This is a genomic window from Sphingomonas radiodurans, assembly GCF_020866845.1.
In the GTDB taxonomy this organism is placed as follows: Bacteria; Pseudomonadota; Alphaproteobacteria; order Sphingomonadales; family Sphingomonadaceae; genus Sphingomonas; species Sphingomonas radiodurans.
The window spans coordinates 3,290,508-3,317,372 of sequence record NZ_CP086594.1 but is presented as its reverse complement, the minus strand read 5'-3'; the positions used below and the strand labels follow the sequence as shown (position 1 = coordinate 3,317,372).

Genomic DNA, 26,865 nt, shown 5'->3' with positions numbered 1-26,865 from the left:
GCCAATAGAAGGGGCTTTCGGATTGCGCAAGAGCGTTGCGCGTGACTTTTTCGCTCCCTAAGCCTGCGGGCATGTTGTTGCGCTCGCTGCCCGCCCTTTCGATCGCCGTCCTGTCGCTCACAGCGTGCGCTGGGCGCGAGGCTTATCCCTCGCTGCTGCCGCGTACGGCGGAGACGCGGACCTTTGACGAACCGGCGGCGCCACCGCCCGCAGCGGTAGTCGCCGACCCGGCGCTCGATGCGCGGATCGCGACGGCGGAGCGGATGCTGTCGGAACGGGCGGCAGCGTTCGATGCCGCCGCGGCGCGCGCGGCGCGACAGGTTACTGCCGCGGGGCGATCACCGGCGGGCAGCGAGGCGTGGCTCGATGCGCAAGTCGCGCTGGCGGAGCTGGATACGTTGCGTTCGTCGACGCAGGAGCTCGTCACGGATTTGGAGGAGGTCGCGGCGGAGCGTGCGACGGCGCTGACGCCGGACTATCCGGCGCTCGACGCGGCGATCGAGCGCGTGCGCGTGGCGGCTGCAGCACAGGTGGCGCGGATCGCGGCGCTGCAAGGCGCGCTCGCGCCCACCTGATCAGCGCGCGGACGCGGCGAGCGGGCGAAGCGCGCCGCCACGGAGATACATTGCGGTGACGGTGATCTCGGTGACGCCGCGGCCTACCGTCACGGCGGTGACGTGCGGGGGAGGCTTTCGCCCAAAGACGAAATCGAGCAGCGTCACCTTCGGATCGCCCGATGCGCCGCCGCCGTCGGATCGGTCGGTCTCGCTATTGCCGTTCATGTCGTGCCGCATGTCGATCGCATAAGTGCCGGGCGCGGCAACCGGCAAACAGACGCGAATCGGGCCGCTCGCGGGTGTCGGCACCTCGACGCGCGTGATCCACTTGGTCTTTTCGAACCATGTTGACGTCGCGCCGCCGAAGGTGCGCACGCGTATAGTGCCGGTCCGGCTCTTCAGCCCGACGACCGTGACGAGGATCGATGGTGAATCGCCCGCGGTGCAGCGGGCCGCATAAGGCCCGAGCGGGGCGCTGGGCATTTGCCCGAAGGCGGAGGTACCAAGCGAGGCAGCCAAGAGCATGACGACGCCGACGCGCTTCATATCCGAACGCAAGGTCGTCAAATCGACCCGCGCAACGCGGCTCGCCCCTGCGAGCATGCTATCAAAGCCGTAGCAACCATCGCTATATCCCTCCTGTTTGCTACGCTTAAGAGCACGTCGTCCGCTGCTAATCTACGACGATTCGATTATGGTTCGCACCCGACGACATCTTCTTCAATATGCCGGAGAAGTTCGTTACGGTCCTGCGATGCGCTCTCTTTCCCTGCTCGCTTTCGCCGCAGCCTTCCCTGCCTTTGCCCAGACAACCCAGCCAGTCGCCACGCCGGCGCGCCCCGCCCCTGCCGCAACGACGTGGCTGATCAAGGAGGGCGACATCACCCTCCCCGGCTTCCGCTTCAAGACCGGCGAGACGATGGACCTGCGGATGCATTACACGACGCTCGGCACGCCGCATCGCGGGCCGGACGGGCGGATCGACAATGCGGTGATGGTGCTTCACGGCACCGGCGGCACGGGCAAGCAATTCATCCAGCCGCAGTTTGCGGACGAGCTCTACGGCCCTGGCCAGCCGTTCGACATCCGCACGCACTTCGTCATCCTGCCGGACAATATCGGCCATGGTGCCTCGTCCAAGCCTTCGGACGGCAAGCGGATGGCGTTTCCGAAGTACGATTACGACGACATGGTCGCCGGGCAGAAGGCGATGCTGGAGGCGATCGGCGTCACGCGGCTGAAGGTGATCCTGGGCACGTCGATGGGCTGCATGCATGCGTTCGTGTGGGGCGAGACCTACCCCGGGTTCGCCGAGCGGCTGGCGCCCTTTGCGTGTCTGCCAGTGCAGATCGCGGGGCTCAACCGCATGTGGCGCAAGATGACGATCGACGCGATCCAGGCCGATCCGGCGTGGGCGGGCGGCAACTACATCGCACAGCCGCAGCAGGGCCTGCGCACCGCGTCGAGCCTGTCGATCATCGCGGGGGCCAACCCGCTGGCGTTGCAGAAGCTATATCCGACGCGGCCCGCCGCAGAGGCGTTCCTGGCTGAGGCGCTGGCACGCAACAGCGCCGGGCGCGATGCCAACGATTACATCTACCAGCTCGATTCGTCGCGAAACTACGATCCGTCGCCGGCGCTCGAGAAGATCACCGTGCCGGTGTTGTGGATCAACTCGAGCGACGATTTCATCAACCCGTCGGGTTATGGCGTGGTCGAGCCGGCGGCCAAGCGAATGCCGCGTGCAACCTTCCGGCTGATCGCGGCGAGCACCGAGACCAAGGGGCACGGGACGCATACCTGGGCGAAGTTCTGGAAGGCGGACCTGGTGCGGCTGCTGGCCGAGAAATAGCTCTTCTCAGCCAGCGGAGCGCCGATCAATCCTGCGGATCGTCGTCTTGCTCAGTCGTCGAGCCGGGCGCAGCCTGCTCCGCCTCGCGTTTCGCCTGACGCTTCTCCGCCGCGTAATTGCGTGCGGCGACGATGCCGCATCCGGTTTGCCCGCCGGCGCCGACCGGCGAACAGGTATTCGGCAAGCCACCCGCAACGCGGCCGACCTGATCGACGGTCGCTGCACGGTTCACCCAGCTCTGGTTCTGCGCCGGCACTTCGGCTGGCTGACGCAATTCCTTGGGGACGCGGAACTGTTCGTTCGGATCGACCCGGCTGCACACCACGATCTCGTCCGCCGCAGCGACCGGGCATTTTTCGTTGCCCATCAGGTTCACCTGGCGGATGCGCTGCGGCGGCTGACCGGTTTCGGCCTGCGCCTGATCGGGCGTCGGGGCCGCCGTCTGGGCAAGCGCGGCGGCGGGGAACAGCGCGAGCGCGGCGACGGTGATGGCGAGCGGGCGAAACATTGTGGCGACCTCCTGGTAATCAGACAACGATCACCACGGTGACTTTATCCGGTCTGAACGTCGCGATCCAATTACGTATTATTGCGTCGGTGCAACAGCCGTTGCGGCGGAGGCGCGTTCGGCTATGGCGGGCGCGACATGATCCTGGTCATCGACAATTACGACAGCTTCACCTGGAACCTGGTCCATTATCTGATGGAGCTGGGCGCCGAAGTGCACGTCGAGCGCAACGACGCACTGACCGCGGCAGACGCGCTCGCATCCGACGCGACCGGCTTCCTGCTTTCGCCCGGCCCCTGCACACCGAACGAAGCCGGGATCAGCCTCGATCTAGTCGCGGCTTGCGCGGAAAGCCGGCGGCCGCTGCTGGGCGTGTGCCTCGGCCATCAGGCGATCGGGCAGCATTTCGGCGGGCGCGTGGTGCGCGGCGGACTGATGCACGGCAAGACGAGCGCGATCACGCACGATGCGACGGGCGTGTTCGCTGGCCTCCCCTCGCCGTTCATCGCAACGCGTTACCATTCGCTGGTGGTGGAGGACGTGCCCGATGTGCTCGTGCCGAACGCTACCGCTCCAGACGGATCGGTAATGGGGCTTCGGCATCGCGAACTGCCGATCCATGGCGTGCAGTTCCATCCCGAGAGCATCGCGACCGAACACGGCCACGATCTGCTTGCGAATTTCGTCGCGCTGACCGGCGCAAAGGCGCTGGCATGACCACGATGGCGCTGCTGCCCGATACTGCGTCGCCGCTGTCGCACGAGAGCGCCGCGCAGGCGTTCGCGGACATCCTCGACGGGCGCGCGAGCGAGGAAGCGATCGCGCGTTTCCTGGTCGACCTGTCGGCACGCGGCGAGACCTCGATCGAGATCGCCGAGGCGGCCCGCGCGATGCGCGCGCGGCTGGTGGCGATCAGCGCGCCGACGGGTGCGATCGACGTGTGTGGCACGGGCGGCGACGGGCACCATACGCTCAACGTATCGACGGCAGTCAGCCTAGTGGTCGCGGCATGCGGCGTGCCGGTGGCCAAGCACGGCAACCGCGCCGCTTCGTCAAAGGCCGGCGCGGCGGACACGCTCGAGGCGCTGGGGCTCGACATGGCGCGCGCGGGGGAACTCGCCGAGGAAACGCTGAACGAGCTTGGGATCTGTTTCCTGTTCGCCGGCAATCACCATCCGGCGATGAAGCGGATCACGCCGATCCGGCAGCGGCTTGGCACGCGAACGATCTTCAACCTCATGGGGCCGCTCGCCAATCCGGCGCGCGTCACGCGGCAGCTGATCGGCATCGCGCGGCCCGATTATGCGCCCGTCTATGCCGAGGCGCTGGCGCAGCTCGGCACCGAGGCGGCGCTGGTGGTGTCGGGCGAGGAAGGGCTCGACGAAGTTTCCGGCGCGGGGCCGACGCTGGTGGTGGCGATCGGCGACGTAGCGGTCGGAAGCCAGATCGTGCCCGAGGATGCTGGCGTTCGGCGGCACCCGGTGGAAGCGATCCGCGGAGGAGATCCGGCCTATAACGCTCGGGCGCTGCGCGACCTGCTCGATGGCGCGCGCGGGGCCTATCGCGACGCGGTGGTGCTCAACGCGGCCACCGCGCTGGCGCTGGTCGGCGAGCCGCTGAGCGCCGGCGCAGCTCGGGCAGCCGAAGCGATCGACAGTGGTGCGGCGCTTGATCTGCTCGACCGCTGGATCGACTGGGCATGACTATTCTCAACACGATCCTGGCGACGAAGCGCGAGGAGGTCGCGGCGCGGCGGCAGCTGCGCTCGTTAAGCGATCTCGATGCGCTGGCTGCGGCGCAGAGCACGCCGCGCGGATTCAAAGCCGCGCTTGATCGCACAACGGACCGCTACGCACTGATCGCCGAGATCAAGAAGGCGAGCCCGTCCAAGGGCTTGATCCGCGCCGACTTCGATCCGCCGGCGCATGCTCGCGCGTATGAAGACGGCGGCGCGGCGTGCCTGTCGATCCTCACCGACCGGGAGTATTTCCAGGGCCATGAGGATTATCTCGTCGCGGCGCGCGCGGCGTGCGACCTGCCGGTGATCCGCAAGGACTTCATGCTCGATCCGTGGCAAGTCGCCGAGGCGCGCGCGATCGGGGCGGATGCGATCCTGATCATCATGGCTGCGCTGGAAGATACCGTCGCCGCGGAGCTAGAAGCGGCGGCGATCGAGCGCGGGATGGACGTGCTGGTGGAGGTCCACGATGCTGACGAACTCGATCGCGCGCTCAAGCTGAAATCGCGGCTGATCGGCGTCAACAACCGGGATTTGCGTGATTTTTCGGTGAGCTTCGATCGCACGTACGAGCTGGTCGGGCGAGCGCCAGCGGGCTGCACCTTCGTGGCTGAAAGCGGGCTCAACACGCGTGCCGATCTCGATGCCATGGCGGGGCATGGTGTGCGCTGCTTCCTGATCGGCGAGAGCCTGATGCGGCAGGATGACATCGCCGCGGCGACGCGGGCGCTGGTCGGATGAGCGGGCTCACGCATCTCGACGAGGCTGGCGCGGCGCGGATGGTGGATGTCGGCGGCAAGGTCGAGACCGTACGAGAAGCCGTTGCATTTGGCCGAATTTTAATGTCGGCCGAGGCGGCGCGGGCGATTGCTGATGGTGCGGTGGCCAAGGGCGACGTGCTCGCGGTGGCGCGCGTTGCCGGGATCATGGCGGCGAAGCGCACGAGCGAGCTGATCCCGCTGTGCCACCCGCTGCCGCTGTCGAAGGTGACAATTGACCTTACAATAGAGGCAGATGGCGTCAGCGCGACGGCGACGGTTGCCACGACTGGCCGCACCGGCGTCGAGATGGAGGCGTTGACCGCCGTGTCCGTCGCGCTGCTCACGATCTACGACATGGCCAAGGCGATCGACAAAAGGATGACGATCGAGGGCGTGAAACTGCTGCGTAAGACCGGGGGAAAATCGGGGGATTTCGCGGCGTAATCTACGAAAGCGACTCTGCCGCGCCGCTGCCCGCGGGGCAGACGGCGCAACCCGCGGGAAACGCCGGGACAGTGACGCTCAACGCGGCTTTCGTTTTGCCCCCGCAGCGCCGATCAAGTGAAAGCGGGTCTGCCGACCATCGAGATACCGAACGCGCGTGCCATCGAACCATGCATCTTCCTCAAGCCGGAACTGGACCTCCTGCCCGCCCCATTCGGGGACGGCGTGAGTCGCCGACAGCTCGATCGACCATGCCGTCATCGGACGCAGTTTATAGTCGCCGCGCGGCGATGGCTTCTGATCGTCCCAGAAACCGATCGCGGTGCCGGCGGCGTGGCCGTGATAGCCGATGGGGTGGGAGTAGATCGTTGGACGCAAGCCCTTGGCGAGCGCCGTCGCGCGGGCTGCGGCGAGCATCTCGTTTCCGGTGAGGCCGGTGCGGAATGCACCGGTCAGCGCATCCTGCACGCCGTTCGCGGCGGCGAGGCCATCACGCAAGCCCTTGGGCGCCTCGCGCTCGCCGGGGCGCAGTACATAGGCGAGATGCTGCGTATCGGTGTTCAGGCCCAGATATTTGATGCCGAAATCGACCCACAGCATGTCGCCCGGCCGGATCACCTCGTCACCCGACAGTTCCTTAGCGCCGCGGCGGAAGATCGCGACCGATGGCTGGAACCAGGTGTCGAGCTTCAGTGCGGCGATGCGCTCACGATACCACCAGACGAGATCGTCGGCGGTCGTGACGCCCGGGCTGACCGTGCGCGCGGAAAAGCCCTGCGCGATGATCGCATGCGCAGTGCGAACGATCTCGGGATAGCGCGCGATTTCCGCGGGTGTCCGCGTCTCTAGCCAGCCGATCGCGAGCGGGCCGGCGGGGACGAGCCGCCTGGCATCGTCGCCCAGCGCCGCGCTCAGTTCGTCATGCTGGCTCTTGGTCAGGCCGTCGGCGAATGCCGTCTCGGGCGACACGTTGACCGCGATGCGACGCGGGCGGCGTTCGGCGACGATCTGTCCGAGGCGCTTCCATTGATCGGGCTGCTCCTCGGGCTTCCACGCCGACGGGAACAGGTCTGCAAGGCCATAGCGGCTCACCGTCAGCCGCTCGACCGGCTTGCCATCACCGGGATCGTGGAAGACGAGGATCGTGCGTCGCCGCGCGTGAAAGCTCTCGGCATCGAGCATGGTGGCGAGCACCGGATCCTCGGCATTTTCCCGCGCGATCAGGATCCACATGTCGACCTTTGCGTCGCGCATCAGCCGCGGCACGACCATGTCGAGCCGCTCGCGCAGCCAGCCGTCGCGCACCTGCGCCTGTTCGCGCAGCGGCAGCACCGCCGGGGCGAGCGGCGACAGCGTCTCCGCCTGATCCGGTGCGGGCAGCGGCGCCGCCCCGATCAATCCCGCCGCTGCCACTATTGCCAACCACTGCATCATTGCCCCCGTTTGCTTTTTGCTTGTCGCATCAATCGCACTGTTGCTCGCGCCGTCAATCTGCCACTCGGCCCGGCATGAGCGAATTGCTTCCCGTCGCGCAGGCGCAGGCACGCCTGATCGCCGCCATCGCGCCAGTCGCCACCGAGACGCTGCCGATCACCCAAGCGGGCGGGCGCTGGGCCGCGGAGCCACTGGTCGCGCGGCGTACGCAGCCGATGCGCGACCTGTCGGCGATGGACGGCTATGCGCTGCGCTTCGCCGACCTGCCCGGCCCGTGGCGCGTGATCGGCGAGAGCGCGGCCGGCCGGCCGTTCGATGGCGGGATCGGCGCCGGCGAGGCGGTGCGGATCTTCACCGGCGCGGCGATACCCGACGGCGCGGATGTGGTGATGGTGCAGGAGGAGGCCGAACGCGACGGCGAGCGGCTGATCCTTGCTGGCGAGGGCCCGCTGCGGATCGGCGGCAACGTGCGCCGGCGCGGGCTCGATTTTACTGAGGGCGACGTGCTGGTCGCGGCGGGTGATCGGCTGACGGCGGCGCGGCTGGCAGTGGCGGCGACTGGGGGAGTTTCGCACGCGGCGGTGCATCGCCGGGTGCGCGTTGCGCTGGCTGCGACGGGCGACGAGCTGGTCGATCCGGGGGCTGACTTCGGCGCGGACTCGCTACCCGAATCGAACCGGCTGCTGCTGCGCACGCTGCTGGCCGACCTGCCGGTCGACATCATCGATCTCGGCATCCTGCCCGATCGGCTCGATGTGCTGACGCAGGCCTTTGCGACGGTCGACGCAGACCTGCTGGTCACGACCGGCGGCGCATCGGTGGGCGATCACGACCTCGTCCGGCCGGCGCTGCTCGGCGCAGGGGCGACGATCGACTTCTGGCGCGTCGCGCTTCGCCCCGGCAAGCCGCTGATGGCGGGGCGGCGCGGCGACATGCCGGTGCTCGGCCTGCCCGGTAATCCAGTGTCGGCGTTCGTGACCGCGCTGCTGTTCGTCAAACCAGTGATCGCGCGACTGGCCGGCGCGGCACAGCCCTTCCCGATCACCACGCATGCGATCCTGGGCGAGTCGCTGCCCGCGAACGGCCCACGCACCGACTATATGCGCGCCGAACTGCGCGACGGGCGCGCTTATGTGGCGGCGATCCAGGACAGTTCGATGCTTATGACGCTTGCGCGCGCGCAATGCTTGATCGTCCGCCCGCCGCACGACCCAGCGGCGGAACGCGGCGACTCGGCGGAAGTCCTCATGATCGCTTGACGTACGTTGGAACGTTCCATAAAGGTTCCTTGTCTGTTCGCGCGGAGATGATGACGCCATGCTCACCAGGAAACAGCACGAGCTGATCTGTTTCATCGAGGACCGGTTGATCGAGACCGGTGTCTCGCCCTCGTTCGAGGAGATGAAGGAGGCGCTTGACCTGAAGTCCAAGTCCGGCGTTCACCGGCTGATCTCGGCGCTCGAGGAGCGCGGCTTCCTGCGCCGCCTGCCCAATCGCGCCCGCGCGCTCGAAGTGATCAAGATCCCAGAGCGCGCCGAGCCACGGCGCGCGCCGACACCGGCACCTGCGCGCAAGGCAGTGCCCGCGCCGGCCAACGACGTGATCGAAGTACCGCTGCACGGGCGGATCGCCGCGGGTGTTCCGATCGAGGCTTTCGAGGGATCGACGATGCTCCCCGTGCCAGCGGCGCTGCTCGGCGCCGGCGACCATTTCGCGTTGGAAGTGGCGGGCGACTCGATGGTCGAGGCCGGCATTCTCGATGGCGACTATGCGCTGATCCGTCGTCAGGACGTGGCGCGCGATGGCGAGATCGTCGTGGCACTGATCGAGGACAATGAGGCGACGCTTAAGTACTTCCGCCGCGAGGGTGCGATGATCCGGCTCGACCCGGCGAACCGCGCGTACGATCCGCAGCGTTATGCGCCGGCGCAGGTGCGGGTGCAGGGCAAGCTTGCGGGGATCTTGCGGCGATATTCGTGATGCCGCGTCAGGGAATCTAGCTTTCCGCCTAGCAAGCGCCGCAAGGTCGCGGGCGGGTAAGTTTCATCGCCTGGAAGATTCTCAGGATTGTTGCTCTCGGCATGCTTCGAGCTCGGCTTTCAACGCTGCGATCAGCTCTGCAGCGGGCAGGCTGCGAGCGAATGGAGCGCCTTGGCCAGCCCAGTGTGCACCGAAGCCATTTTCGCCCGTCGCTTTTGCGGCAGCATGGAGAGCCTTTCCAGCATCGTAAGCGCGTGGATAGTCCGGCGGGATGTTTGAGCCGGTGTCCAGGGCGGTAAAGCGGTTCGGGATCGCGCGCGCTGGCCGCCCGGAAATCACCGACGTGAGGATCGTGGTGTCGGCGCTCAGGCCGCTAACCGCTGCGCGGTATGCCTCGTCCGCCGCCGACTCCGGACAGGCGATGAATGCGGTGCCGAGCTGCACCCCCGCCGCGCCGCGGTCGAGCGCCGCGGCGATGCCGGCGCCGTCCATGATCCCACCGGCAGCGATGATCGGCAGGTGCGTGGTCTTTGCGAGCGTTTCGGTTAGCGCCAGGGTGCTCATCGCTGCGTCGGGCGCTTGAGGCTCGAACATGCCGCGGTGACCGCCAGCTTCGATGCCTTGCGCCCCGATCGCATCGATTCCGGCGGCCTCGATCGCAATCGCCTCATCGACGCTGGTCGCCGTTGCAAGCATGAACACGCCGCGGGCGCGTAGCGCGTCCAGGGTGTCTGCCGGCGGAATGCCGAAGTGGAAACTTACCACGGGCGGCGCGGTGTCGACGAGCATCGCGAGCATGTCGGCGTCGTCAGCGAAGCTCGTGTAGATCGTCCGGAGCGCGGGTGGTGGCTCGACGCGAAATTCGGCGAACAGCGGGCGCAGCAGATCGAGCCAGTGCGCTTCGCGGACGGGATCGGCGTGTGCGGGGCGATGGACGAACACGTTAACGTTGAACGCGCGATCAGTGCGCGCGCGCACGTCCGCAATCATCGTGCGGGCGCTGGCTACATCGGTGGCGCCGATCGCGATCGAGCCAAGTGCGCCAGCCTCGCATACCGCCGCTGCCAAGGCGGGGGTCGATACGCCCGCCATCGGCGCCTGGATCAGGGGCAGGGTTAAGCCGAGGCGGTCCGTGAAGCGCATGGGCCTCCGTGTGTTGGTGGTTCGGTTTTCATATGTGCAAGGCCGCACCGGTTAGCGATCCGTTGGTGTCGTTATCTGCCGCCCAGTCGTGCTTCCGGCGACGTCGTCGGTGAACTTTCCTCTTCGTGACGGCGCCCCGACCCGCCGCCACGGCCCCGGCCGAGTGTCTGCCGCCGCGACCCACCGGTGTCGATCGCCTTCCGTTCGCACCGTCTTGACTCTCCCTGAGCTGAGGCCGAGCGTTACCCCGCCCGTCCTCGCGAGCGTCTCGCGATCGAGACGCAGCCAGCGTGGGGTGCAGCGCCTCGGCAGTCGCCGCTCGCTGACGACGATGTCGGCCGCGCGGCAGGCATCGATCAGCGCGCCCGCCGGCACCAGATAGGCGCTGCGGGTCGCGAGGATGCGCCAGCGCCGACCGCTGCTGTACAGATCGATGCGGCACAGGTCGCGGGTACAATCGGCGGCGCGCTGTTCCGACAGGAGCACCGGCTCGTCATCGGTGCCGCCGTTTTCCGCGAGCGTGTCACGCGCATAGTCACCCGCGCGGTCGCGTAGCAGCGCGACCTTGCCGTCGGGGAGGCGGACGGCGACGTGGCGGCCGTCGCCGGTCACCAATATGTCGGGCGGCGGCATGACCAGCGCCCATGCCGCTCCGGCGAGCATCGGGGCAAGCCCGAGCCGCCGCCAGCGCGTACGCCACAGCGCCAGCCACAGCCCGCCCGCGACCATCAGTGCGAAGGCACCATGCGGCATCGCCGGAAGCGCGGCGACCGCGCCGGGCGCATCGGCGGTGAGGTGCGCGATCCATAGCAGCAGCGCGAGCGACTGACCGGCGAGCCACCATGCCGGCGCGCCGAGCCCGACCGAGTCGAGCGCCAGCGCGAGTGCCTCGACCGGCATCACGACGAACGTCGTCAGCGGGATCGCGACGAGGTTTGCGACCGCACCATAGAGCCCGGCCTTGTGGAAGTGGAACACTGCGATCGGCATCAGCGCGAGTTCGACGGCCACGCCGGTAAGCAGCAGCGAAGCGCCGCCGCGCAGCAGCCAACTGCCCCAGCCCTCCTCGCGCGGCGCGAACCACGCGCGGACCCGGGGGTGCTCGGCCAGCGCGATGATCGCTGTCACCGCCGCGAACGATAGTTGGAAGCTCGGCCCGGCGAGCGCCTCGGGCCAGAGCAGCAGCACTACCACCGCCCCGGTCGCGACCAATCTCAGCGTCAGCGCCTCACGGCCCAGCGCCATCGCCGCGAGCACCAGCAGCGCGGCGACGCAGCTGCGGATCGTCGGCACCTCGCTACCCGTCAGCAGCGTGTATCCGATCGCCACCGCCGCTGCGACGGCTGCCGCGATCAACGGCACGCGCCCGGTGAGCGCCAGCCGCATGTTGAGCGCGAGCAAGCGGGCGGCCACCAGCATCGTCAGGCCCACCACGGCGGTGATGTGCAGCCCACTCACCGACAGCAGGTGCGCGAGACCGGAGCGGCGCATCGCTTCCTGATCCTCCAGCGCGATGCCGCCCGTGTCACCCGTCGCGAGTGCTGCCGCGATGCCGCCGGCGCTGCCGTCGAGCCGCGCCTGGATGTGCCGCGACAGCCGTGCGCGCAGTGGCTCGCGCGCGGCACCGCCGGCCAGGATCGTCAAGCGACCGAGCGCGCGGCCAGTCGCGCCAATGCCGTCGAACCACGCGACCCGCGCGAAATCATAGGCGCCGGGCACCGCCGGCGGGGGCGGCGGCATCAGCCGAGCGCGCAACCTGATCGTTGCGCCCGGCGTGAGGCCTGCCGGCGCATCGGCCTGCACGACATTGACGCGGATGCGGGTTGGCGCTGGCGATGGGGTGCGGTCGATCCACTGCAGCCGGGTGAGGCGCAGCCGGACGATGTCACGCGCGGGCAATTGGTCGACGCGCTCGATCGCGCCCGATAGCTCGACGATCGCGGGTCGTGTCAGCACCGGCGCGGCGACCCGCTCGGCGCGGAACCAGACCAGCGCCAGCCCCGCCGCAAAGGCCAGCGCCGCAATCGCGATCGACGCCCCTGCCCGCCCGCCGCGCGCCGCTGCGAGAGCGAACAGAACCACCGCACCCGACGCGAGCAGCGCCGCGCGCCACAGCACCGGATCGGGCAGCAGGAACCACGTCGTGACCCCACAACCGAGCGCCACCGGCAGCCACAGCGGCAGCTGGTCGCGCTCCGCCTCGAACCAGGATTCGAGCCGGTCGCGCGCGGTTTGAAGCGCGGGAAGGTGCGTGCTAGGGGCGTGCGCGGCCATCGTCGCCATCTCGATTATCAGCCTGGGAGCTAGCGCGCTTGAGCGCAACCATCGAAAATACCACGTCGAAAGACGGCGCTCGCGACGCCGGCGTCGTGACGCGTTTTGCCCCGTCGCCGACCGGCTTCCTGCATCTGGGCGGCGCGCGCACCGCGCTGTTCAATCTGCTGTTCGCGCGCCATCACGGCGGGCGTTTCCTGCTGCGGATCGAGGATACCGATCGCGCGCGCTCGACGCAGCCGGCGATCGACGCGATCCTTTCGGGCATGCGCTGGCTTGGGCTCGATTGGGACGGTGACGAGGTCTATCAATCGACCCGCGCCGCGCGCCATGCCGAGGTGGCCGAGGCGATGATCGCTGCCGGGGCGGCCTATCGCTGCTACATGACGCCCGAGGAAATCGACGCGATGCGCGCCGAGGCTCAGGCGAAGAAACAGCCGTTGCGCATTCGCTCGCCCTGGCGCGATCGCACGCACAACGATCCTGCGACCCCGCACGTCGTCCGCCTCGCCGCCCCGACCGAAGGCGCGACGACGATCGAGGATCGCGTGCAGGGCAGCGTGACCGTGCAGAATGCCGAACTCGACGATCTCGTGCTGCTGCGGTCGGACGGGACGCCGACGTATATGCTCGCGGTGGTGGTCGACGATCACGACATGGGCGTCACGCACATCATCCGCGGCGACGATCATCTCAACAATGCCTTCCGCCAGCTGCCGATCATCAAGGCGATGGGCTGGCCCGAGCCGGTCTACGCGCACATCCCGCTGATCCACGGGGCGGACGGCGCGAAGCTGTCGAAGCGCCACGGCGCGGTCGGGATCGAGGCGTATCGCGACGAACTCGGCATCCTGCCTGAAGCGCTCGACAATCATCTTCTGCGGCTCGGCTGGGGCCATGGCGACGACGAGATCATCAGTCGCGAGCAGGCAATCGAATGGTTCGATCTCGCCGGCGTCGGCAAGTCGCCGTCGCGGTTCGATCTGAAGAAGCTCGAACATCTCAACGGCCAGTATATCCGCACCGCCGACGATGCGCGGCTCGCGACGCTGACGTCGGCGATTCTCGGGCTCGACGCGGACGATGCGCGCCGCCCGGTGATTGCCGCCGCGATCCCGGCGCTGAAGCCGCGCGCCGCGAACCTCAACGAGCTGGCGGATGGTGCGCAGTTCCTGCTGGCCACCCGGCCGCTGCCGATGGCGGCCGATGCGGAAACGTTGCTCGCAGGCAATGCGCGCGACACACTTGCAAAGGTACACGCTGCGCTTGACGCGGTGGGCGAGTGGGATACGGAAGCGCTTGAAGCAGCGGTGCGGCAAGTGGCCGAGGCATTGGGCTTGAAGCTCGGCCAAGTTGCCCAACCGCTCCGCGCCGCACTCACTGGCCGGCGAACCTCGCCGGGCATTTTCGACGTTCTACTGCTGCTCGGGCGTGGCGAAAGCCTCGGCCGGATCGCAGACCAATTGGCCGCCTGAGGGAAGGATCGAAAACCCATGACCGACGCCAAGCTAACGCTCGCCGAGCAGGATTTCGGCTATCCCGTACTTTCGGGGTCGGTCGGCCCCGACGTGGTCGACATCCGCAAGCTCTATGCGCAGACCGGCGCCTTTACCTACGATCCGGGCTTCACCTCGACCGCGTCGTGCCAGTCGAAGCTGACCTATATCGACGGCGACGAAGGCGTGCTGCTGCACCGCGGCTATGCGATCGGCGAACTCGCCGAACAGTCGACCTTCATGGAGGTCGCCTACCTGATGCTCAACGACGAGCTTCCTTCAGCCGCCGAGCTGACCAAGTTCGAGACGACGATCACGCGCCACACGATGCTGCATGAGCAGCTCGCGACCTTCTATCGCGGCTTCCGTCGCGATGCGCATCCGATGGCGATAATGTGCGGCGTGGTCGGCGCGCTTTCCGCCTTCTACCACGATTCGACCGACATCCATGATCCGACGCAGCGCATGATCGCGTCACACCGGCTGATCGCGAAGATGCCGACGATCGCGGCGATGGCGTACAAGTACAGTGTCGGGCAGCCGTTCCTCTATCCCGACAATTCGCTGAGCTACACCGGCAACTTCCTGCGCATGACGTTCGGCGTGCCGGCCGAGCCATACGAGGTGAACCCGGCGGTCGAAAAGGCTATGGACCGGATCTTCATCCTCCACGCCGATCACGAGCAGAATGCCTCGACCTCGACCGTGCGGCTCGCCGGCTCTTCGGGCGCCAACCCATTCGCGTGCATCGCGGCGGGCATCGCTTGCCTGTGGGGCCCGGCGCATGGCGGCGCGAACGAAGCCGCGCTCAACATGCTGCAGGAAATCGGCACGCCCGAGCGCATTCCGGAATTCATTGCGCGCGCCAAGGACAAGAACGATCCGTTCCGCCTGATGGGCTTCGGCCATCGCGTGTACAAGAATTACGATCCGCGCGCGACGGTGATGCAGAAGACGGTGCGCGAAGTGTTCGACGCGTTGAAGGTCGACGATCCCCTGTTCGAGACCGCGCTGCGGCTCGAGGAGCTGGCACTCAGCGACGATTATTTCATCGAGAAGAAGCTGTTCCCGAACGTCGATTTCTACTCGGGCGTGATCCTGTCGGCGATCGGCTTCCCGACATCGATGTTCACCGCGCTGTTCGCGCTCGCACGCACGGTCGGCTGGGTTGCGCAGTGGAACGAGATGATCACCGATCCCGATCAGAAGATCGGCCGCCCGCGGCAGCTGTATACCGGGCCGACGGCGCGCGCATACGTGCCCGTGGGCGAGCGCTGAGATGGGGCGGCTTCGCCCCGTCGTGGTTGCACTAGGCGTCGTGATGACGCTGCTCGGCCTGCTGTGGATCGGCCAGGGCATGGGCTATGTGAACTGGCCGCAATCGAGCTTCATGATCGATCAGCGGGTGTGGGCAACCCGCGGCACCGCTGTTGCGGTTGCGGGGTTGCTGCTGATTCTGGTGTCGCGGCGCTTGCGCTAGGAGTTCGCGAATGGAGCCGGTTACGCCGGCTCCATGAAGCGCAGGATTGCCGACTGGCTGCCGCTCGCCAGCATCGTGCCGTCGTCAGCGAACATGTGGATCGCGCCGTGCCCGAAGCCGCGCGCCGCGGCGCTGATCCGGACGTCGCATAACACCCATTCCGTCGGCACGATGCGCGCGACCCGCAGCGTGTTGTCGAGGCTGTTGCCCCCGCCGCGCCGCCCGAAGGCGGAGGCGATGCCCGACGGCACGAAATCGGCGAACAGCGCAAGCAGGCTTGCATCGATCGGCGCGCCTTCCTTCGTGCGCATCCATAGTACCATGCGGCCATCGACCGAGGGCACGCCATCGCGCGGCGTGGCGCCCCAACGCCCCGGCGCCATGCGGACATCGAGACGATCCATCAGCTTGGCGTCTTGCACTGGCCAGAGCGGCCACGGCTCGCATTGATCCGGCGGCGGCATATCCGGCGGTGTGACCCACTGGCCGTCGGGCATGTTCCGACGATCGCCAAGCGCGGCGTTGACGCTCAGGATCAGCTTGCCGGCATCGATTGCGACGACACGTACCTGGCTGATGTTGTTGCCCGCCGAGAGCGTCTCGACCGCAAGCTCCAGCGTATCGCCGATCCGTGCGTAGGAAACGAATTGCGCGCTGGCCCACACGAGGTTGCGTCCCGTGACCCGCTCGGCGGCGATCGTCGCAGCGGCGAGCCCAACACCGCCGAACATGAATACATTTCCGGGCGGGCCGACGCAGACCTGATTGGTGATAGCAAGGCGGAAGGCGGCCGGATCCGGCGTGCCCTCGACATCGAGAAAGGGACGATTCATGCGCCCCGTTCACACTTTCGCTCAGGCCTGTCTAGGTGGCGCGACGGCACGCAGCCCACGGGAGGAAACTGTCAAAATGGAATGGTGCACCCGACTGGATTCGAACCAGTGGCCTCTGCCTTCGGAGGGCAGCGCTCTATCCAGCTGAGCTACGGGTGCTTGGGTTCGAGCGACTAGCAAACGATGACCGGGTGCGCCAGCCGATTCAGCGTCGCGCCGTGATCACTTGGCGATCGTCACTGGCTGGAAGGGCGCCAAGCCGCAGCTGGCTCCGCTGAGCGGTGGGGTCGAATAGAGCACGGTGATGATGTCCTGCGCGCACAATTGGCTGAGCGAGGTGGCGTAGCTGAAGCGGCGTTCGAAGCCGAGCTGCGGGCACGACTGATCCAGCGTCACGCGATAGTAGCGGTTTCCACCGATGCGAAAGTCGATCACGCGATCGCTGCGCACCACGCTCTCGCGGATGTTGCGCAGCGGGACGCAGTTTTGCGGCTCGCCGGTCGGGGTGGCGACCGGGACGGCGTTGCGGTCGCGCGCAGCGCCGGGGGCGGCCACGATGGCGAGCGCGAGGGCAGTCGGGAACAGGATGCGCATCTGAGTTACTCCCTTCGTCAGCCCCCGATTACTCCCCCGCGAATGCGTTCTTCAGCCGGGTGAAAAAGCCCTGGCTGTCGGGGCTTTCGTCACCCGTCTCGGTCTCGCGAAACTCCTCGAGCAGCGCGCGCTGACGCGTCGACAGCTTCGTCGGCGTTTCGACCTCGATCTGGATGACCAAATCGCCGTGCCCGCGCCCCTGCAGCACGGGCATGCCGGCGCCGCGCTGGCGCAATTGCTTCCCCGACTGAATCCCGGCCGGGATGCGCACCTCGTGATTGCGCCCGTCGAGCCCGGGAATATTCAGCGACCCGCCGAGTGCTGCGGTCGTGAAGCTGACGGGGGCGCGCGCAAACAGCGTGGTGCCCTCGCGCTCGAACAGGCCGTGGCGCTTGACGTGGAGGAAGATGTACAAGTCCCCCGGCGGGGCGCCGCGTGCGCCCGCCTCGCCCTCACCTGTCATGCGGACACGAGTGCCCTCATCAACACCCGGCGGGATCTCTACCGTCAGTGTCTTGGTCTTCTCGACGCGTCCGTCGCCGCGGCAATCGGGGCACGGGTCATCGATCACCTGGCCCGAGCCGTTGCAGACGGGGCAAGCGCGCTCGACGACGAAGAAACCCTGCTGCGCGCGGACCTTGCCGTGGCCGCCGCACGTGTTGCACGCATGCGGCCGGCTGCCGGCGCGCGCGCCGGAGCCGTGGCACGTGGTGCACGAGGCGGTAACGTCGACCGTGATGTCGGCCGACTTGCCATGGTATGCCTCTTCGAGGCTGATCTCCATGTCGTAGCGCAGGTCGGCACCGCGGCGGACCTGCTGGCGACCACCGGCACGACCGCCCATGAATTCGCCGAACACGCTTTCGAAGATGTCGGAGAAGCCGGAGAAGTCCTGCTGGCTATGCCCGCCACCGCCGCCGCTGTTGCGGAACGCGGCGTGACCGAAACGGTCATAGGCGGCACGTTTCTGCGGATCCTTGAGGCAGTCGTATGCCTCGCTGACCGCCTTGAACTTCGCTTCGGAATCCTTGCACCCGGCATTCTTGTCCGGGTGATACTTCATCGCGAGCTTGCGGTAGGCCGACTTGATCGTCCCCGCGTCCGCAGTCCGCTCGACTTCGAGCAATTCGTAGAAATCGACTTCGGTCATTCAGCGCCCCCGCGCGCATGACGGGCGGGCCGCCACCCGGATATCCGAGGGGGCGGCCCGCGCATCACTTACGCTTTTTGGTTGTCGTCGACTTCCGAGAATTCGGCGTCGACCACGTCATCTTCCTTGGGCGCGTCAGCGGCGCCATCAGCGTTCGGTGACGCCTCTGCCTGCTGCTGCTTCTCGTAGATCGCCTGACCAAGCTTCATCGCGACCTGCGCGAGCGCCTGACTCTTCTCGTTCATCGCATCGGGATCACCACCCTCGACCGCTGCCTTGGCAGCATCGATCGCGGTCTGGATCTCGGTCTTCAGCGCTTCGTCCACCTTGTCGCCATTGTCGGCGAGCTGGCGCTCGGTGGTGTGGATCAGGCTCTCGGCGTTGTTCTTCGCCTCGGCGCCCGCACGACGCTTCTTATCGTCCTCGGCGAACTGCTCGGCTTCGCGCACCATCTTGTCGATGTCGGCGTCCGACAGACCACCCGACGCCTGGATGCGGATCTGCTGCTCCTTGCCGGTGCCCTTGTCCTTCGCCGACACGTTGACGATGCCGTTAGCGTCGATGTCGAACGTGACTTCGATCTGCGGCACGCCGCGTGGCGCCGACGGAATGCCGACGAGATCGAACTGGCCGAGCATCTTGTTGTCGGCAGCCATTTCGCGCTCGCCCTGGAAAACGCGAATCGTCACGGCCTGCTGATTGTCGTCGGCGGTCGAATAGGTCTGCGACTTCTTGGTCGGGATCGTGGTGTTGCGATCGATCATGCGCGTGAACACGCCGCCGAGCGTCTCGATGCCGAGCGACAGCGGCGTCACGTCGAGCAGCAGCACGTCCTTGACGTCGCCCTGCAGAACGCCCGCCTGGATCGCCGCACCCATCGCGACAACTTCGTCCGGGTTCACGCCGGTGTGCGGCTCCTTGCCGAAGAAGTTCTTCACCGCTTCGCGCACCTTGGGCATGCGCGTCATGCCGCCGACGAGCACGACTTCGGAGATGTCGCCCGACTTCAGGCCAGCGTCGGCCAGCGCCTTCTTCATCGGCTCGATCGTGCGCTGGATCAGCGTATCGACCATCTTCTCCAGATCGGTCCGCGTGATCGTCTTGACGAGATGCTTCGGGCCGTTCTGATCGGCCGTGATGAACGGCAGGTTCACCTCGGTCGAGGCGGCCGACGACAGCTCGATCTTCGCCTTTTCGGCGGCTTCCTTCAGCCGCTGGAGCGCAAGCTTGTCCTTGGCGAGGTCGATGCCCTCGTCCTTCTTGAACCCTTCGGCGAGATATTCGACGACCTTGTTGTCGAAATCCTCACCGCCGAGGAAGGTGTCGCCGTTGGTCGACTTCACCTCGAACACGCCGTCACCGATCTCGAGGATCGACACGTCAAACGTGCCCCCGCCCAGATCGTAGACCGCGATCGTCTTGCCGTCCTGCTTCTCGAGGCCATAGGCCAGCGCAGCCGCGGTCGGCTCGTTGATGATGCGCAGCACTTCGAGGCCGGCGATCTGGCCGGCGTCCTTGGTCGCCTGGCGCTGCGCGTCGTTGAAGTATGCGGGAACCGTGATCACGGCCTGCGTGACGGTCTCGCCGAGATAGCTCTCGGCGGTTTCCTTCATCTTCTGCAGCGTAAACGCGCTGATCTGCGACGGGCTGTATTCCTTGCCGCCTGCCGCTACCCATGCGTCGCCATTCTGGCCCTTCACGATCGTGTAGGGGACCAGTTCGGTATCCTTCTTGGTGATCGGATCGTCGAAGCGGCGGCCGATCAGGCGCTTCACTGCGAAGATCGTGTTATCACCGTTCGTCACCGCCTGGCGCTTGGCCGGCTGGCCGACCAGTCGCTCGCCATCCTTGGCGAACGCGACGATCGACGGCGTGGTGCGTGCGCCTTCTGCATTCTCGATCACCTTGGGCTTGCCGCCCTCCATCACTGCGACGCAGCTATTGGTGGTCCCGAGATCGATACCGATTACTTTTGCCATGAGTGCTCTTCTAGCCCCTGCCTGAAACAAACCGTGTGAACAAAACCGTGCTGCTCCGCCCCGTTACGGCGACGCAACAGCGTTGACGAAGCGCGATATAGGTGGCGGTTCCCGCGCCGCAAGACAGGCGATACCTTGCCGCACAGCGCATGCCGGCGTAGCGGCAGCCGCTGTTATTCGCGATCCGGAGAAGCCCCATGTTCCGCGCCGCCGCCGCGCTCGTCGTCACCGCTGCCACGCTGACAGGCTGCGCGCAAGAGGAGCAACTTTACGTCGGCGATGCGTGGGTGCGGCTGGCGGCGGTCGATGGGCGGCCAGCCGCGGCGTATTTCACGATCCATGGCGGGCCGACCGACGCAACGCTCTTGAGCGTATCGACCGAAGTCGCGGTCAGGACCGAGCTGCATGAATCGAAGGCCGCGGCGGGCGGCGGCATGACGATGGATGCGGTGCGGCAAGTGGCGGTGCCCGCGCTTCAGGAGGTGCGCTTCGCGCCGGCGGGCCGGCACGCGATGCTGTTCGACGTCAATCCGGCGGTAAAGCCCGGCGGGACGTTGCCGTTCATCTTCACTTTCGCCGATGGCACTCGGATCGAGCAAACCGCGCGCGTGATCGCGGCAGGCGATCCGGCGCCCGCGTTCAAGTGAGCGGCGACTTGCGCGCAGGAGAGGTCGCGACGTGATCGGTAGACCGCTGACGGCCGGCGAGATCGACCTAGCGCGTTCGGTCTATCGCGATACGATCGACTATGCCGCGGTCGAAGTGTGCAACCACAAATGGGCGTTCTTCCAGCCGCGACACGTCGTGATGGCGCCGCGTGGTCGGCTGCACTTTCATCCGCACGGTGACCTGTACCGTGAGGATTTCGCCGCCGCCTCGCTCGGCGAACAAGGGCTGTTCATCCACGAGATGTGCCATGTCTGGCAGCATCAGCGCGGCATCTACCTGCCGCTCGCTCGCCATCCCTTCTGCCGCTACCATTACAGCTTCGTGCCGGGTTGGCCGCTGAAGCGCTACGGCATCGAGCAGCAGGCCGAGATCGTCCGCCATGCCTTCCTGCTCCGCGCCGGGGCGCGCGTGGCCGGGGCGCCGCAGCTGGCGCGGTACGAAACCGTCCTGCCGTTTGGCTGACGCACGCTTGTCACGCGCCTGCCGCATCGCACCTCGATGCGGCGGCTGTGGATCATCACCAATCCGGCATCGGGCTCCACCTCACCCGCTCGCTGTGCCGAGGTCGAGGCGCTGCTTCGCGCGCGCGGTGATGAGATCGTCGGGCGTACCGACTTTCCTGCCGATCCGCTGCCGAGTGTAGCGACGATCGACGCGGCAGGAGTCGACACGGTGGTGCTGTTCGCCGGGGACGGCACGATCAACGCCGCAGTCTGCGCGCTGGCCGACTGGTCGGGCGCGATCCTGATCCTGCCGGGCGGCACGATGAACCTGCTCGCGCGGGTGTTGCACGGCGAGCACGACATCACCGCGATCATCGCGACGGACGAGGATCGCCTGACCGCACTGCCGTTTGTCGAAGCGGGTCCGCACCGCGCGTTCGTTGCGCTGATCCTCGGCCCGGCGGCGCACTGGGCGCGAGCACGCGAGGCGGCGCGCGCGGGACGGTTGCGGCGGCTGATCGCCGCGGCGCGCAATTCGTGGCGAAACACCTTCGCGCGCGGCATCCGGCTGGCGGGCGCGACGACGCTCGACGGACGCTATCAGGCGGTCATGGTGCAGCCGGCCGACGCCAGGCTGGCACTGGCAGCGATCGATGCGCGCGACTGGCGATCGATCGCGACGCTCGGTTGGGAGTGGCTTACCGGCGACTGGATCGCCGCGCGCGCGGTTTCCACCCAAAGTGTTGACCGGTTCGCGGTCGCTGGGCGTCGCCCCGTGCTCGCGCTGTTCGATGGGGAGCCAGTACTGCTCGACCCGGGCGTGCCGATCAGCAGCGGGCGGACGGCCGAGCGGTTCGTTAGCACCATTTCGGCGGAGCGCTGACCCCCTCCCTCGACCATCCCGACGTCAGCGCATCAGCACCAGTTCTTCTGCCATCGTCGGATGCAGCGCCACTGTCGAATCAAACTGCGCCTTCGTCAGCCCGGCCTTCACGCACACCGCAGCTGCCTGAATAATCTCTGGGCAGTCAGGCCCAATCATGTGGATGCCGACGACGCGGTCGGTCTCACCGTCGCAGATCATCTTGTACAGGGAGCGCTCGTCGCGCCCGGCGAGGACGTTCTTCATCGGGCGGAAATCGGACGAATAGACTTTCACCGAACCGAGCCGTTGCCGCGCCTCGCTCTCGGTCATGCCGACGCCGGCGATCGGCGGGTGGCTGAAGCACGCGGCGGGCACGCAATCATAATCGACGCTGGCGCCGCCTTTGCCGAACTGGTTCTCGGCAAAAGCCTGCCCCTCGCGGATTGCTACCGGGGTCAGCTGGATGCGGTTCGTCACGTCGCCGATCGCGAAAATCGACGGGCAGGTCGTGCGATTCTGCTCATCAACCGGCACCGCGCCCTTGTCGTCGACGCCGATCCCGACCGTCTCGAGCCCCAGACCGTCGGTATTGGGCACGCGACCGATCGCGTACATCACGCAATCCACTGTCACCGTGTCATGCCCGGTCATGTGCACATCGAGGCATCCGTCCTCACGCTTCACGATCTTCTCGAACGTCGCGTCGAATCGGAAGTCGAGCCCCTTCATCATACTGATCTGGAGCAGCCGATCACGGATCTGCAGGTCGTAGCCGCGCAGGATGTCCTTGGTCCGGTTCATCACGATCACATGCGCGCCGAGCTGGTGGAAGATGCCGGCGAACTCATTGGCGATATAGCCCGCGCCGGCGATCAGCACGCGCTTGGGAATGGCATCGAGATGGAACACTTCGTTCGAGGTGATGCCGTGTTCCGCCCCCGGAAACTCGGGCAGCAACGGCCGCGCGCCGGTCGCAACGAGGATGGTCTTGGCGGTCTTCGTCGTGCCGTTGGCGAGCGTCACCTCGTTCGGCCCGGTAACGGTCGCGCGCTGATGAATGATCTGCGCGCCGTTCGTCTCGAGCGTCGTCGTATAGGCCGCGTTGATCCGATCGACCTCAGCGAGGACGTTGGTCTGCAGGCACTTCCAGTCGAACTCGAGGTTCTCGGGCACGCGCCAGCCGAAACGCTGCGCATCCTTCAGATCCTCGGCGAAGTGCGCGCCATAGACGAGCAGCTTCTTGGGCACGCACCCGCGGATCACGCAGGTGCCCCCGACGCGATACTCCTCCGCCACCGCAACCCGCGCGCCATGCGCCGCCGCCACGCGAGATGCGCGCGTGCCGCCGGAACCGGCGCCGATCGTGAGAAGGTCGTAATCGTACTCGGGCATCAGTTCACTCCGCTGGGGTCGAGCGCAGATATGAGCCCGAGATGTTCGACGAAAGGATCGAAATCCCGATCACTGTAAAGGAGCGGGATAACGAGCCCCAAATCACGCCAGGCCCGCCCGCCGGATAAGATCCTCGGTTGACGGATCGAACGTCTCGCCGCCCTTCGCCGCAGCCTTGGCCATTTCCTTGCCCAGTTCCACGCCGAACTGGTCGAACGAATTGATCCCCAGCAACACGCCGTTCACGAAGACGCGATGCTCGTAGAAGGCGATCAGCGCCCCCAGCGTCCGCGCATCGAGCGTGTCGAGGAGGATGGTCGAAGACGGGCGGTCGCCGGGGTAAGCGCGCGCCGGGTCGTCCGCATTGGCGCGACCCGCCATCAGCGCCGCGCCTTGGGCGAAGGCGTTGAGCAGCAACTGGCGGTGATGCTCGTCGGGCAGCGTATCGCCCGGCTCGATCACGGCCAGGAATTCGACCGGCACGAGGTGCGTGCCCTGATGAAGCAATTGGAACACCGCGTGTTGCGCGTCGGTGCCGACGCCGCCCCAGGTGATCGGCGCGGTCGCCCGGCCGACCGGTTGGCCATCGGCCGTCACGCCCTTGCCGTTCGATTCCATCTCGAGTTGCTGGAGATAGCTGGGCAGCAGCCGCAGTCGCTCGTCATAGGCGAACGGCGCGCGCGTCTCGCAGCCGCGGACCTGCGTGTAATAGAGGTCGGCGAAGGCGGCGAGCGCCGGCGCATTTTCGTGCAGCGCGGTCAGGCGGAAGTGACGGTCCATCTCCGCCGCGCCTTCCAAGAGCTCTTCGAATTGATCCCAGCCGAGCTTGATCGCCGCCGGAAAGCCGATCGACGACCACAAGGAATATCGCCCGCCGACGCCTTCGGAGAATGGCAGCACGCGGGTTTCGTCGACGCCCCATTCGACCGCCTTCTCAGGCGCCGCGGTCAGCGCGATGACGCGGCCGTAGGGATCCTCGACGCCGAATTCCTCCATCCAGGCGATTACGCCTTCGGCGTTCATCATCGTCTCGGTCGTGGTGAACGTCTTCGACGCGATCAGCAGCAGTGTGGTCGCCGGATCGAAGCGGTCGAACACGTCGTCGAGCGCGATGCCGTCGACGTTCGACACGATCGCGACCTCGTATCGGTCGCTGTCACGGCCGAGCGCGTCGATCAGCAAATGCGGCCCAAGCGCCGATCCGCCGATCCCGACCTGGATCACATACCGCACCGGCCCGAAGGCCTCAGCCTCGATCGCGTCGACCAGCACGCGCATGCGCGCATGATATTCGGCCGCGCGCGCGACGCTTTCCGCCTTGCCCTCGCCGCGTTCGGCGGTGTGCTCGACCGGGCGGTCCTCGGTGGTGTTGACGTGGGCGCCAGAAAACATCGCCTCGCGCTTGCCGGCGAGATCCTGTTCCTTCGCCAATGCCTCGAACGCGGCGACCGCATCGCGCGTCAGATGCGTTTTCGACCAGTCGAAGTGGATCCCCGCGACATCGAGCGACAGCTTGGCAAGCCGCTCGGGATCATCGGCGAATAACTGTTCGAGCTTCGTCTGCGGCAGTGCTTCGATCGTCGACCAGTCGGCCATGGTGCGCTCCGTTCAATTGCCCCGAACCTGTCGAAGGGCGTGCGTCGCTTACAAGCTCGACGCGAACGGGACTAGGTGTGGAACGTTCCCCCGCTTGACGCGCCGCGTGGCTTGCGCGACGCCGCGCGCCATGGCCGAAGTCGACACCGCTACCCGCCCCCCTGCCTCTGCGCCGCCGCCGGCGAAGAGATCGGAACTGTCGGAGACGATCCGCTTCCTGCTGAAGCTCGCGCTAATCGTGTGGTTGTTCCGCAGCTTCGTCTTCGCGCCCTTTTCGATTCCGTCCGAATCGATGCTCCCGCGGCTATTGATCGGGGACTATCTGTTCGTTTCGAAGTGGAACTATGGCTATTCGCGCTGGTCGATGCCGTTCGGCGTTCCGCCCGTGCCGGGGCGCGTCTTCGCTAGCGTTCCCGCGCGCGGCGACACGGTGGTGTTCCGCTCCAAGGCGCCCGACGACCATGACGTGATCAAGCGCGTGATCGGCCTGCCGGGCGATACCATCCAGATGCGGCAGGGGCAGTTGATCCTCAACGGCCAGGCGATCCCCAAGCAGCGCGTCGCCGATTTCATCGTGCCGCTCTCGCCCAACTTCAGCGCGCGTGAATGCGATGCTGAGTTCATCCAGTCCGCGGCCGGCACCGCGACCTGCCGCATCCCGCGTTTCCGCGAGACGCTGCCGGGCGGGCGCAGCTACGACGTGCTCGATCAACGCTACATACCGGACGCCGACGATACCGCGCTCTACACCGTACCGGCTGGCAACGTGTTCCTGATGGGCGACAATCGCGACGATTCGGCTGACAGCCGCTTTCCCTCGTCCGACGAAGCGCTGCCCGGCCAGCCGCAGGGCATGGGCTTCATCCCGCTCGATCGCGTGCAGGGCAAGGCAGTGATCATCTTCTGGTCGACCGACGGATCTGCCAACTGGCTGCTGCCATGGACCTGGATCACCGCTGCGCGGTGGGACCGGCTGGGGCGCGGCTTTGACTGATCTCGCGGCCTGGATCGCGCTCACGTTCGATCACGAACCGCGCGATCTCGCCGACTGGGAACGCGCCCTCACCCACGCCAGCCGTGGCGAGGTGCATTACGAGCGGCTGGAATTTCTCGGCGACCGCGTGCTCGGGCTCGCAATGGCAGAATGGCTGTTCGAGACCTTTCCGGGGGAGCCTGAGGGTGCACTCTCGAAGCGCTTCAACGCGCTGGTCACAGGCGCCATCTGTGCCGAGGTAGCGCGCGAGATCGGCGTCCCCGCGCACCTGCGGTTGGGCAAGCAGGCGCGCGACGACGGCGCCGGCGACAGCGATAATGTGCTTGGCGACGTGATGGAGGCGCTGCTTGGTGCGTTGTTCCGAGATGCCGGGCTGGATCCGGCGCGCACGCTGATCCGCCGCTTGTGGTCCGAGCGGCTCCACGCCGCGGAGACCGCGCCGCAGCATCCCAAGTCCGCGCTGCAGGAATGGGCCGCGGCAAATCAACGCAAGCCGCCCTGTTACGAGGTGGTCGAGCGGTCGGGGCCGGGGCATGCGCCGCGGTTCACGGTGAAAGCCTCGATCCCGAAGCTCGCCGAGGCGACGGCCGAGGGCGGCAGCAAGCAAGAGGCGGAAACCGCAGCGGCGACGGCGCTGTTGCGCGAGGTGAGCGTGCCGATTCCAAAGAAGCGGAAGGTTTAGT

At 66.9% G+C, this 26,865-nt stretch carries 27 protein-coding genes and 1 tRNA gene; 16 read left to right on the top strand and 12 right to left on the bottom strand.

The features are described from left to right. Window positions 1-41: 41 nt before the first annotated feature. Window positions 42-575: a hypothetical protein gene (locus LLW23_RS15635; RefSeq protein WP_228946419.1), complete on the top strand. Its 534-nt coding sequence runs from the start codon at window positions 42-44 to the stop codon at window positions 573-575. On the opposite strand, the gene LLW23_RS15630 is transcribed toward LLW23_RS15635, so the two are convergent. Continuing rightward, complete coding sequence (locus LLW23_RS15630; RefSeq protein ID WP_228946418.1) at window positions 576-1,160, bottom strand: DUF2141 domain-containing protein; 585 nt, start codon at window positions 1,158-1,160, stop codon at window positions 576-578. It lies immediately after the preceding gene. Window positions 1,161-1,311: 151 nt separating this feature from the next. On the opposite strand from LLW23_RS15630, the gene LLW23_RS15625 reads away from it, so the two are divergent. After that, window positions 1,312-2,409 carry an alpha/beta fold hydrolase gene (locus LLW23_RS15625; RefSeq protein WP_228946417.1) on the top strand — a complete coding sequence of 366 codons (1,098 nt, stop codon included), beginning with the start codon at window positions 1,312-1,314 and terminating at the stop codon, window positions 2,407-2,409. Window positions 2,410-2,434: 25 nt separating this feature from the next. Here LLW23_RS15625 and LLW23_RS15620 read toward each other — a convergent pair whose 3' ends face one another. Beyond that, window positions 2,435-2,917 carry a hypothetical protein gene (locus LLW23_RS15620; protein WP_228946416.1) on the bottom strand — a complete coding sequence of 161 codons (483 nt, stop codon included), beginning with the start codon at window positions 2,915-2,917 and terminating at the stop codon, window positions 2,435-2,437. Window positions 2,918-3,055: 138 nt separating this feature from the next. On the opposite strand from LLW23_RS15620, the gene LLW23_RS15615 reads away from it, so the two are divergent. Genes LLW23_RS15615 through moaC form a run of 4 tightly spaced genes read left to right on the top strand, consistent with a single transcriptional unit; the run spans window position 3,056 to window position 5,860 of the window. Continuing rightward, on the top strand, window positions 3,056-3,634 hold the full coding sequence (locus LLW23_RS15615; RefSeq protein ID WP_228946415.1) for an anthranilate synthase component II: 579 nt from the start codon (window positions 3,056-3,058) through the stop codon (window positions 3,632-3,634). Continuing rightward, window positions 3,631-4,620 carry an anthranilate phosphoribosyltransferase gene (gene trpD, locus LLW23_RS15610; RefSeq protein ID WP_228946414.1) on the top strand — a complete coding sequence of 330 codons (990 nt, stop codon included), beginning with the start codon at window positions 3,631-3,633 and terminating at the stop codon, window positions 4,618-4,620. Before LLW23_RS15615 ends, trpD begins: the two co-directional genes overlap by 4 nt. After that, window positions 4,617-5,396 (top strand): indole-3-glycerol phosphate synthase TrpC, encoded by a 780-nt coding sequence (gene trpC / locus LLW23_RS15605; RefSeq protein ID WP_228946413.1) that lies wholly within the window; start codon window positions 4,617-4,619, stop codon window positions 5,394-5,396. Before trpD ends, trpC begins: the two co-directional genes overlap by 4 nt. Beyond that, a complete protein-coding gene (gene moaC, locus LLW23_RS15600; protein WP_228946412.1) occupies window positions 5,393-5,860 on the top strand; it encodes a cyclic pyranopterin monophosphate synthase MoaC in 468 nt (155 codons plus the stop codon). Before trpC ends, moaC begins: the two co-directional genes overlap by 4 nt. 78 nt (window positions 5,861-5,938) lie before the next feature. Here moaC and LLW23_RS15595 read toward each other — a convergent pair whose 3' ends face one another. Continuing rightward, on the bottom strand, window positions 5,939-7,294 hold the full coding sequence (locus LLW23_RS15595) for a M24 family metallopeptidase (protein WP_228946411.1): 1,356 nt from the start codon (window positions 7,292-7,294) through the stop codon (window positions 5,939-5,941). 74 nt (window positions 7,295-7,368) lie between these two features. On the opposite strand from LLW23_RS15595, the gene LLW23_RS15590 reads away from it, so the two are divergent. Further along, on the top strand, window positions 7,369-8,553 hold the full coding sequence (locus LLW23_RS15590) for a molybdopterin molybdotransferase MoeA (protein ID WP_228946410.1): 1,185 nt from the start codon (window positions 7,369-7,371) through the stop codon (window positions 8,551-8,553). A gap of 58 nt (window positions 8,554-8,611) precedes the next feature. Next, a complete protein-coding gene (lexA, locus tag LLW23_RS15585) occupies window positions 8,612-9,274 on the top strand; it encodes a transcriptional repressor LexA (RefSeq protein ID WP_228946409.1) in 663 nt (220 codons plus the stop codon). A gap of 81 nt (window positions 9,275-9,355) precedes the next feature. Here the strand turns inward: lexA and LLW23_RS15580 are convergent, their stop codons facing one another. Further along, a complete protein-coding gene (locus tag LLW23_RS15580; RefSeq protein ID WP_228946408.1) occupies window positions 9,356-10,417 on the bottom strand; it encodes an NAD(P)H-dependent flavin oxidoreductase in 1,062 nt (353 codons plus the stop codon). Window positions 10,418-10,468: 51 nt separating this feature from the next. Beyond that, a complete protein-coding gene (locus LLW23_RS15575) occupies window positions 10,469-12,691 on the bottom strand; it encodes a ComEC/Rec2 family competence protein (protein ID WP_228946407.1) in 2,223 nt (740 codons plus the stop codon). 38 nt (window positions 12,692-12,729) lie between these two features. Between LLW23_RS15575 and gltX the strand changes: the two genes are divergently transcribed. The 3 genes from gltX to LLW23_RS15560 are packed head-to-tail and all read left to right on the top strand — an operon-like array spanning window position 12,730 to window position 15,667. Continuing rightward, window positions 12,730-14,166: a glutamate--tRNA ligase gene (gltX, locus tag LLW23_RS15570; protein ID WP_228946406.1), complete on the top strand. Its 1,437-nt coding sequence runs from the start codon at window positions 12,730-12,732 to the stop codon at window positions 14,164-14,166. Between the two features lie 18 nt (window positions 14,167-14,184). Continuing rightward, window positions 14,185-15,465: a citrate synthase gene (locus LLW23_RS15565; RefSeq protein ID WP_228946405.1), complete on the top strand. Its 1,281-nt coding sequence runs from the start codon at window positions 14,185-14,187 to the stop codon at window positions 15,463-15,465. Window position 15,466: 1 nt separating this feature from the next. After that, the gene (locus LLW23_RS15560) at window positions 15,467-15,667 is read left to right on the top strand and encodes a hypothetical protein (RefSeq protein WP_228946404.1); all 201 of its coding nucleotides are present in this window, start codon (window positions 15,467-15,469) and stop codon (window positions 15,665-15,667) included. A gap of 20 nt (window positions 15,668-15,687) precedes the next feature. Here LLW23_RS15560 and LLW23_RS15555 read toward each other — a convergent pair whose 3' ends face one another. The 5 genes from LLW23_RS15555 to dnaK all read right to left on the bottom strand — a co-directional run bounded on the left by LLW23_RS15555 (window position 15,688) and on the right by dnaK (window position 20,223). Beyond that, on the bottom strand, window positions 15,688-16,500 hold the full coding sequence (locus tag LLW23_RS15555) for an acyl-CoA thioesterase (RefSeq protein WP_228946403.1): 813 nt from the start codon (window positions 16,498-16,500) through the stop codon (window positions 15,688-15,690). Between the two features lie 82 nt (window positions 16,501-16,582). Beyond that, window positions 16,583-16,659: transfer RNA gene (locus tag LLW23_RS15550), tRNA-Arg, on the bottom strand. A gap of 63 nt (window positions 16,660-16,722) precedes the next feature. After that, a complete protein-coding gene (locus LLW23_RS15545) occupies window positions 16,723-17,094 on the bottom strand; it encodes a hypothetical protein (protein ID WP_228946402.1) in 372 nt (123 codons plus the stop codon). A gap of 28 nt (window positions 17,095-17,122) precedes the next feature. Then, the gene (gene dnaJ, locus LLW23_RS15540) at window positions 17,123-18,244 is read right to left on the bottom strand and encodes a molecular chaperone DnaJ (protein WP_228946401.1); all 1,122 of its coding nucleotides are present in this window, start codon (window positions 18,242-18,244) and stop codon (window positions 17,123-17,125) included. 68 nt (window positions 18,245-18,312) lie between these two features. Next, complete coding sequence (gene dnaK / locus LLW23_RS15535; RefSeq protein ID WP_228946400.1) at window positions 18,313-20,223, bottom strand: molecular chaperone DnaK; 1,911 nt, start codon at window positions 20,221-20,223, stop codon at window positions 18,313-18,315. A 197-nt stretch (window positions 20,224-20,420) separates the two neighbouring features. Between dnaK and LLW23_RS15530 the strand changes: the two genes are divergently transcribed. Genes LLW23_RS15530 through LLW23_RS15520 form a run of 3 tightly spaced genes read left to right on the top strand, consistent with a single transcriptional unit; the run spans window position 20,421 to window position 22,218 of the window. Next, window positions 20,421-20,870, top strand: coding sequence for a copper chaperone PCu(A)C (locus LLW23_RS15530; RefSeq protein ID WP_228946399.1), 450 nt, complete (start codon window positions 20,421-20,423; stop codon window positions 20,868-20,870). A gap of 31 nt (window positions 20,871-20,901) precedes the next feature. Continuing rightward, the gene (locus LLW23_RS15525) at window positions 20,902-21,354 is read left to right on the top strand and encodes a vgr related protein (RefSeq protein WP_228946398.1); all 453 of its coding nucleotides are present in this window, start codon (window positions 20,902-20,904) and stop codon (window positions 21,352-21,354) included. A 36-nt stretch (window positions 21,355-21,390) separates the two neighbouring features. After that, complete coding sequence (locus LLW23_RS15520; protein WP_228946397.1) at window positions 21,391-22,218, top strand: diacylglycerol/lipid kinase family protein; 828 nt, start codon at window positions 21,391-21,393, stop codon at window positions 22,216-22,218. 24 nt (window positions 22,219-22,242) lie between these two features. On the opposite strand, the gene gorA is transcribed toward LLW23_RS15520, so the two are convergent. Continuing rightward, window positions 22,243-23,592, bottom strand: a complete 1,350-nt coding sequence (gene gorA / locus LLW23_RS15515) for a glutathione-disulfide reductase (protein ID WP_228946396.1) — start codon at window positions 23,590-23,592, stop codon at window positions 22,243-22,245. Between the two features lie 102 nt (window positions 23,593-23,694). After that, window positions 23,695-25,188 carry a glucose-6-phosphate isomerase gene (pgi, locus tag LLW23_RS15510; protein ID WP_228946395.1) on the bottom strand — a complete coding sequence of 498 codons (1,494 nt, stop codon included), beginning with the start codon at window positions 25,186-25,188 and terminating at the stop codon, window positions 23,695-23,697. Between the two features lie 130 nt (window positions 25,189-25,318). Here pgi and lepB point away from each other — a divergent pair, with 130 nt between their 5' ends. Together lepB and rnc are read left to right on the top strand one after the other, a co-directional pair. Continuing rightward, the gene (lepB, locus tag LLW23_RS15505; RefSeq protein WP_228946394.1) at window positions 25,319-26,182 is read left to right on the top strand and encodes a signal peptidase I; all 864 of its coding nucleotides are present in this window, start codon (window positions 25,319-25,321) and stop codon (window positions 26,180-26,182) included. After that, a complete protein-coding gene (rnc, locus tag LLW23_RS15500; protein WP_228946393.1) occupies window positions 26,175-26,864 on the top strand; it encodes a ribonuclease III in 690 nt (229 codons plus the stop codon). The genes lepB and rnc overlap by 8 nt, the downstream gene beginning before the upstream one ends. The last annotated feature ends 1 nt before the right edge of the window (window position 26,865 follow it).

Bases quoted from the DNA above. Each gene is read 5' to 3' on its own strand.
- LLW23_RS15630 (WP_228946418.1), bottom strand. From the start codon at position 1,160: ATGCTCGCAGGGGCGAGCCGCGTTGCGCGGGTCGATTTGACGACCTTG.
- LLW23_RS15625 (WP_228946417.1), top strand. From the start codon at position 1,312: ATGCGCTCTCTTTCCCTGCTCGCTTTCGCCGCAGCCTTCCCTGCCTTT.
- LLW23_RS15620 (WP_228946416.1), bottom strand. From the start codon at position 2,917: ATGTTTCGCCCGCTCGCCATCACCGTCGCCGCGCTCGCGCTGTTCCCC.
- LLW23_RS15615 (WP_228946415.1), top strand. From the start codon at position 3,056: ATGATCCTGGTCATCGACAATTACGACAGCTTCACCTGGAACCTGGTC.
- trpD (WP_228946414.1), top strand. From the start codon at position 3,631: ATGACCACGATGGCGCTGCTGCCCGATACTGCGTCGCCGCTGTCGCAC.
- trpC (WP_228946413.1), top strand. From the start codon at position 4,617: ATGACTATTCTCAACACGATCCTGGCGACGAAGCGCGAGGAGGTCGCG.
- moaC (WP_228946412.1), top strand. From the start codon at position 5,393: ATGAGCGGGCTCACGCATCTCGACGAGGCTGGCGCGGCGCGGATGGTG.
- LLW23_RS15595 (WP_228946411.1), bottom strand. From the start codon at position 7,294: ATGATGCAGTGGTTGGCAATAGTGGCAGCGGCGGGATTGATCGGGGCG.
- LLW23_RS15590 (WP_228946410.1), top strand. From the start codon at position 7,369: ATGAGCGAATTGCTTCCCGTCGCGCAGGCGCAGGCACGCCTGATCGCC.
- lexA (WP_228946409.1), top strand. From the start codon at position 8,612: ATGCTCACCAGGAAACAGCACGAGCTGATCTGTTTCATCGAGGACCGG.
- LLW23_RS15580 (WP_228946408.1), bottom strand. From the start codon at position 10,417: ATGCGCTTCACGGACCGCCTCGGCTTAACCCTGCCCCTGATCCAGGCG.
- LLW23_RS15575 (WP_228946407.1), bottom strand. From the start codon at position 12,691: ATGGCCGCGCACGCCCCTAGCACGCACCTTCCCGCGCTTCAAACCGCG.
- LLW23_RS15565 (WP_228946405.1), top strand. From the start codon at position 14,185: ATGACCGACGCCAAGCTAACGCTCGCCGAGCAGGATTTCGGCTATCCC.
- LLW23_RS15560 (WP_228946404.1), top strand. From the start codon at position 15,467: ATGGGGCGGCTTCGCCCCGTCGTGGTTGCACTAGGCGTCGTGATGACG.
- LLW23_RS15555 (WP_228946403.1), bottom strand. From the start codon at position 16,500: ATGAATCGTCCCTTTCTCGATGTCGAGGGCACGCCGGATCCGGCCGCC.
- LLW23_RS15545 (WP_228946402.1), bottom strand. From the start codon at position 17,094: ATGCGCATCCTGTTCCCGACTGCCCTCGCGCTCGCCATCGTGGCCGCC.
- dnaJ (WP_228946401.1), bottom strand. From the start codon at position 18,244: ATGACCGAAGTCGATTTCTACGAATTGCTCGAAGTCGAGCGGACTGCG.
- dnaK (WP_228946400.1), bottom strand. From the start codon at position 20,223: ATGGCAAAAGTAATCGGTATCGATCTCGGGACCACCAATAGCTGCGTC.
- LLW23_RS15530 (WP_228946399.1), top strand. From the start codon at position 20,421: ATGTTCCGCGCCGCCGCCGCGCTCGTCGTCACCGCTGCCACGCTGACA.
- LLW23_RS15520 (WP_228946397.1), top strand. From the start codon at position 21,391: ATGCGGCGGCTGTGGATCATCACCAATCCGGCATCGGGCTCCACCTCA.
- gorA (WP_228946396.1), bottom strand. From the start codon at position 23,592: ATGCCCGAGTACGATTACGACCTTCTCACGATCGGCGCCGGTTCCGGC.
- pgi (WP_228946395.1), bottom strand. From the start codon at position 25,188: ATGGCCGACTGGTCGACGATCGAAGCACTGCCGCAGACGAAGCTCGAA.
- lepB (WP_228946394.1), top strand. From the start codon at position 25,319: ATGGCCGAAGTCGACACCGCTACCCGCCCCCCTGCCTCTGCGCCGCCG.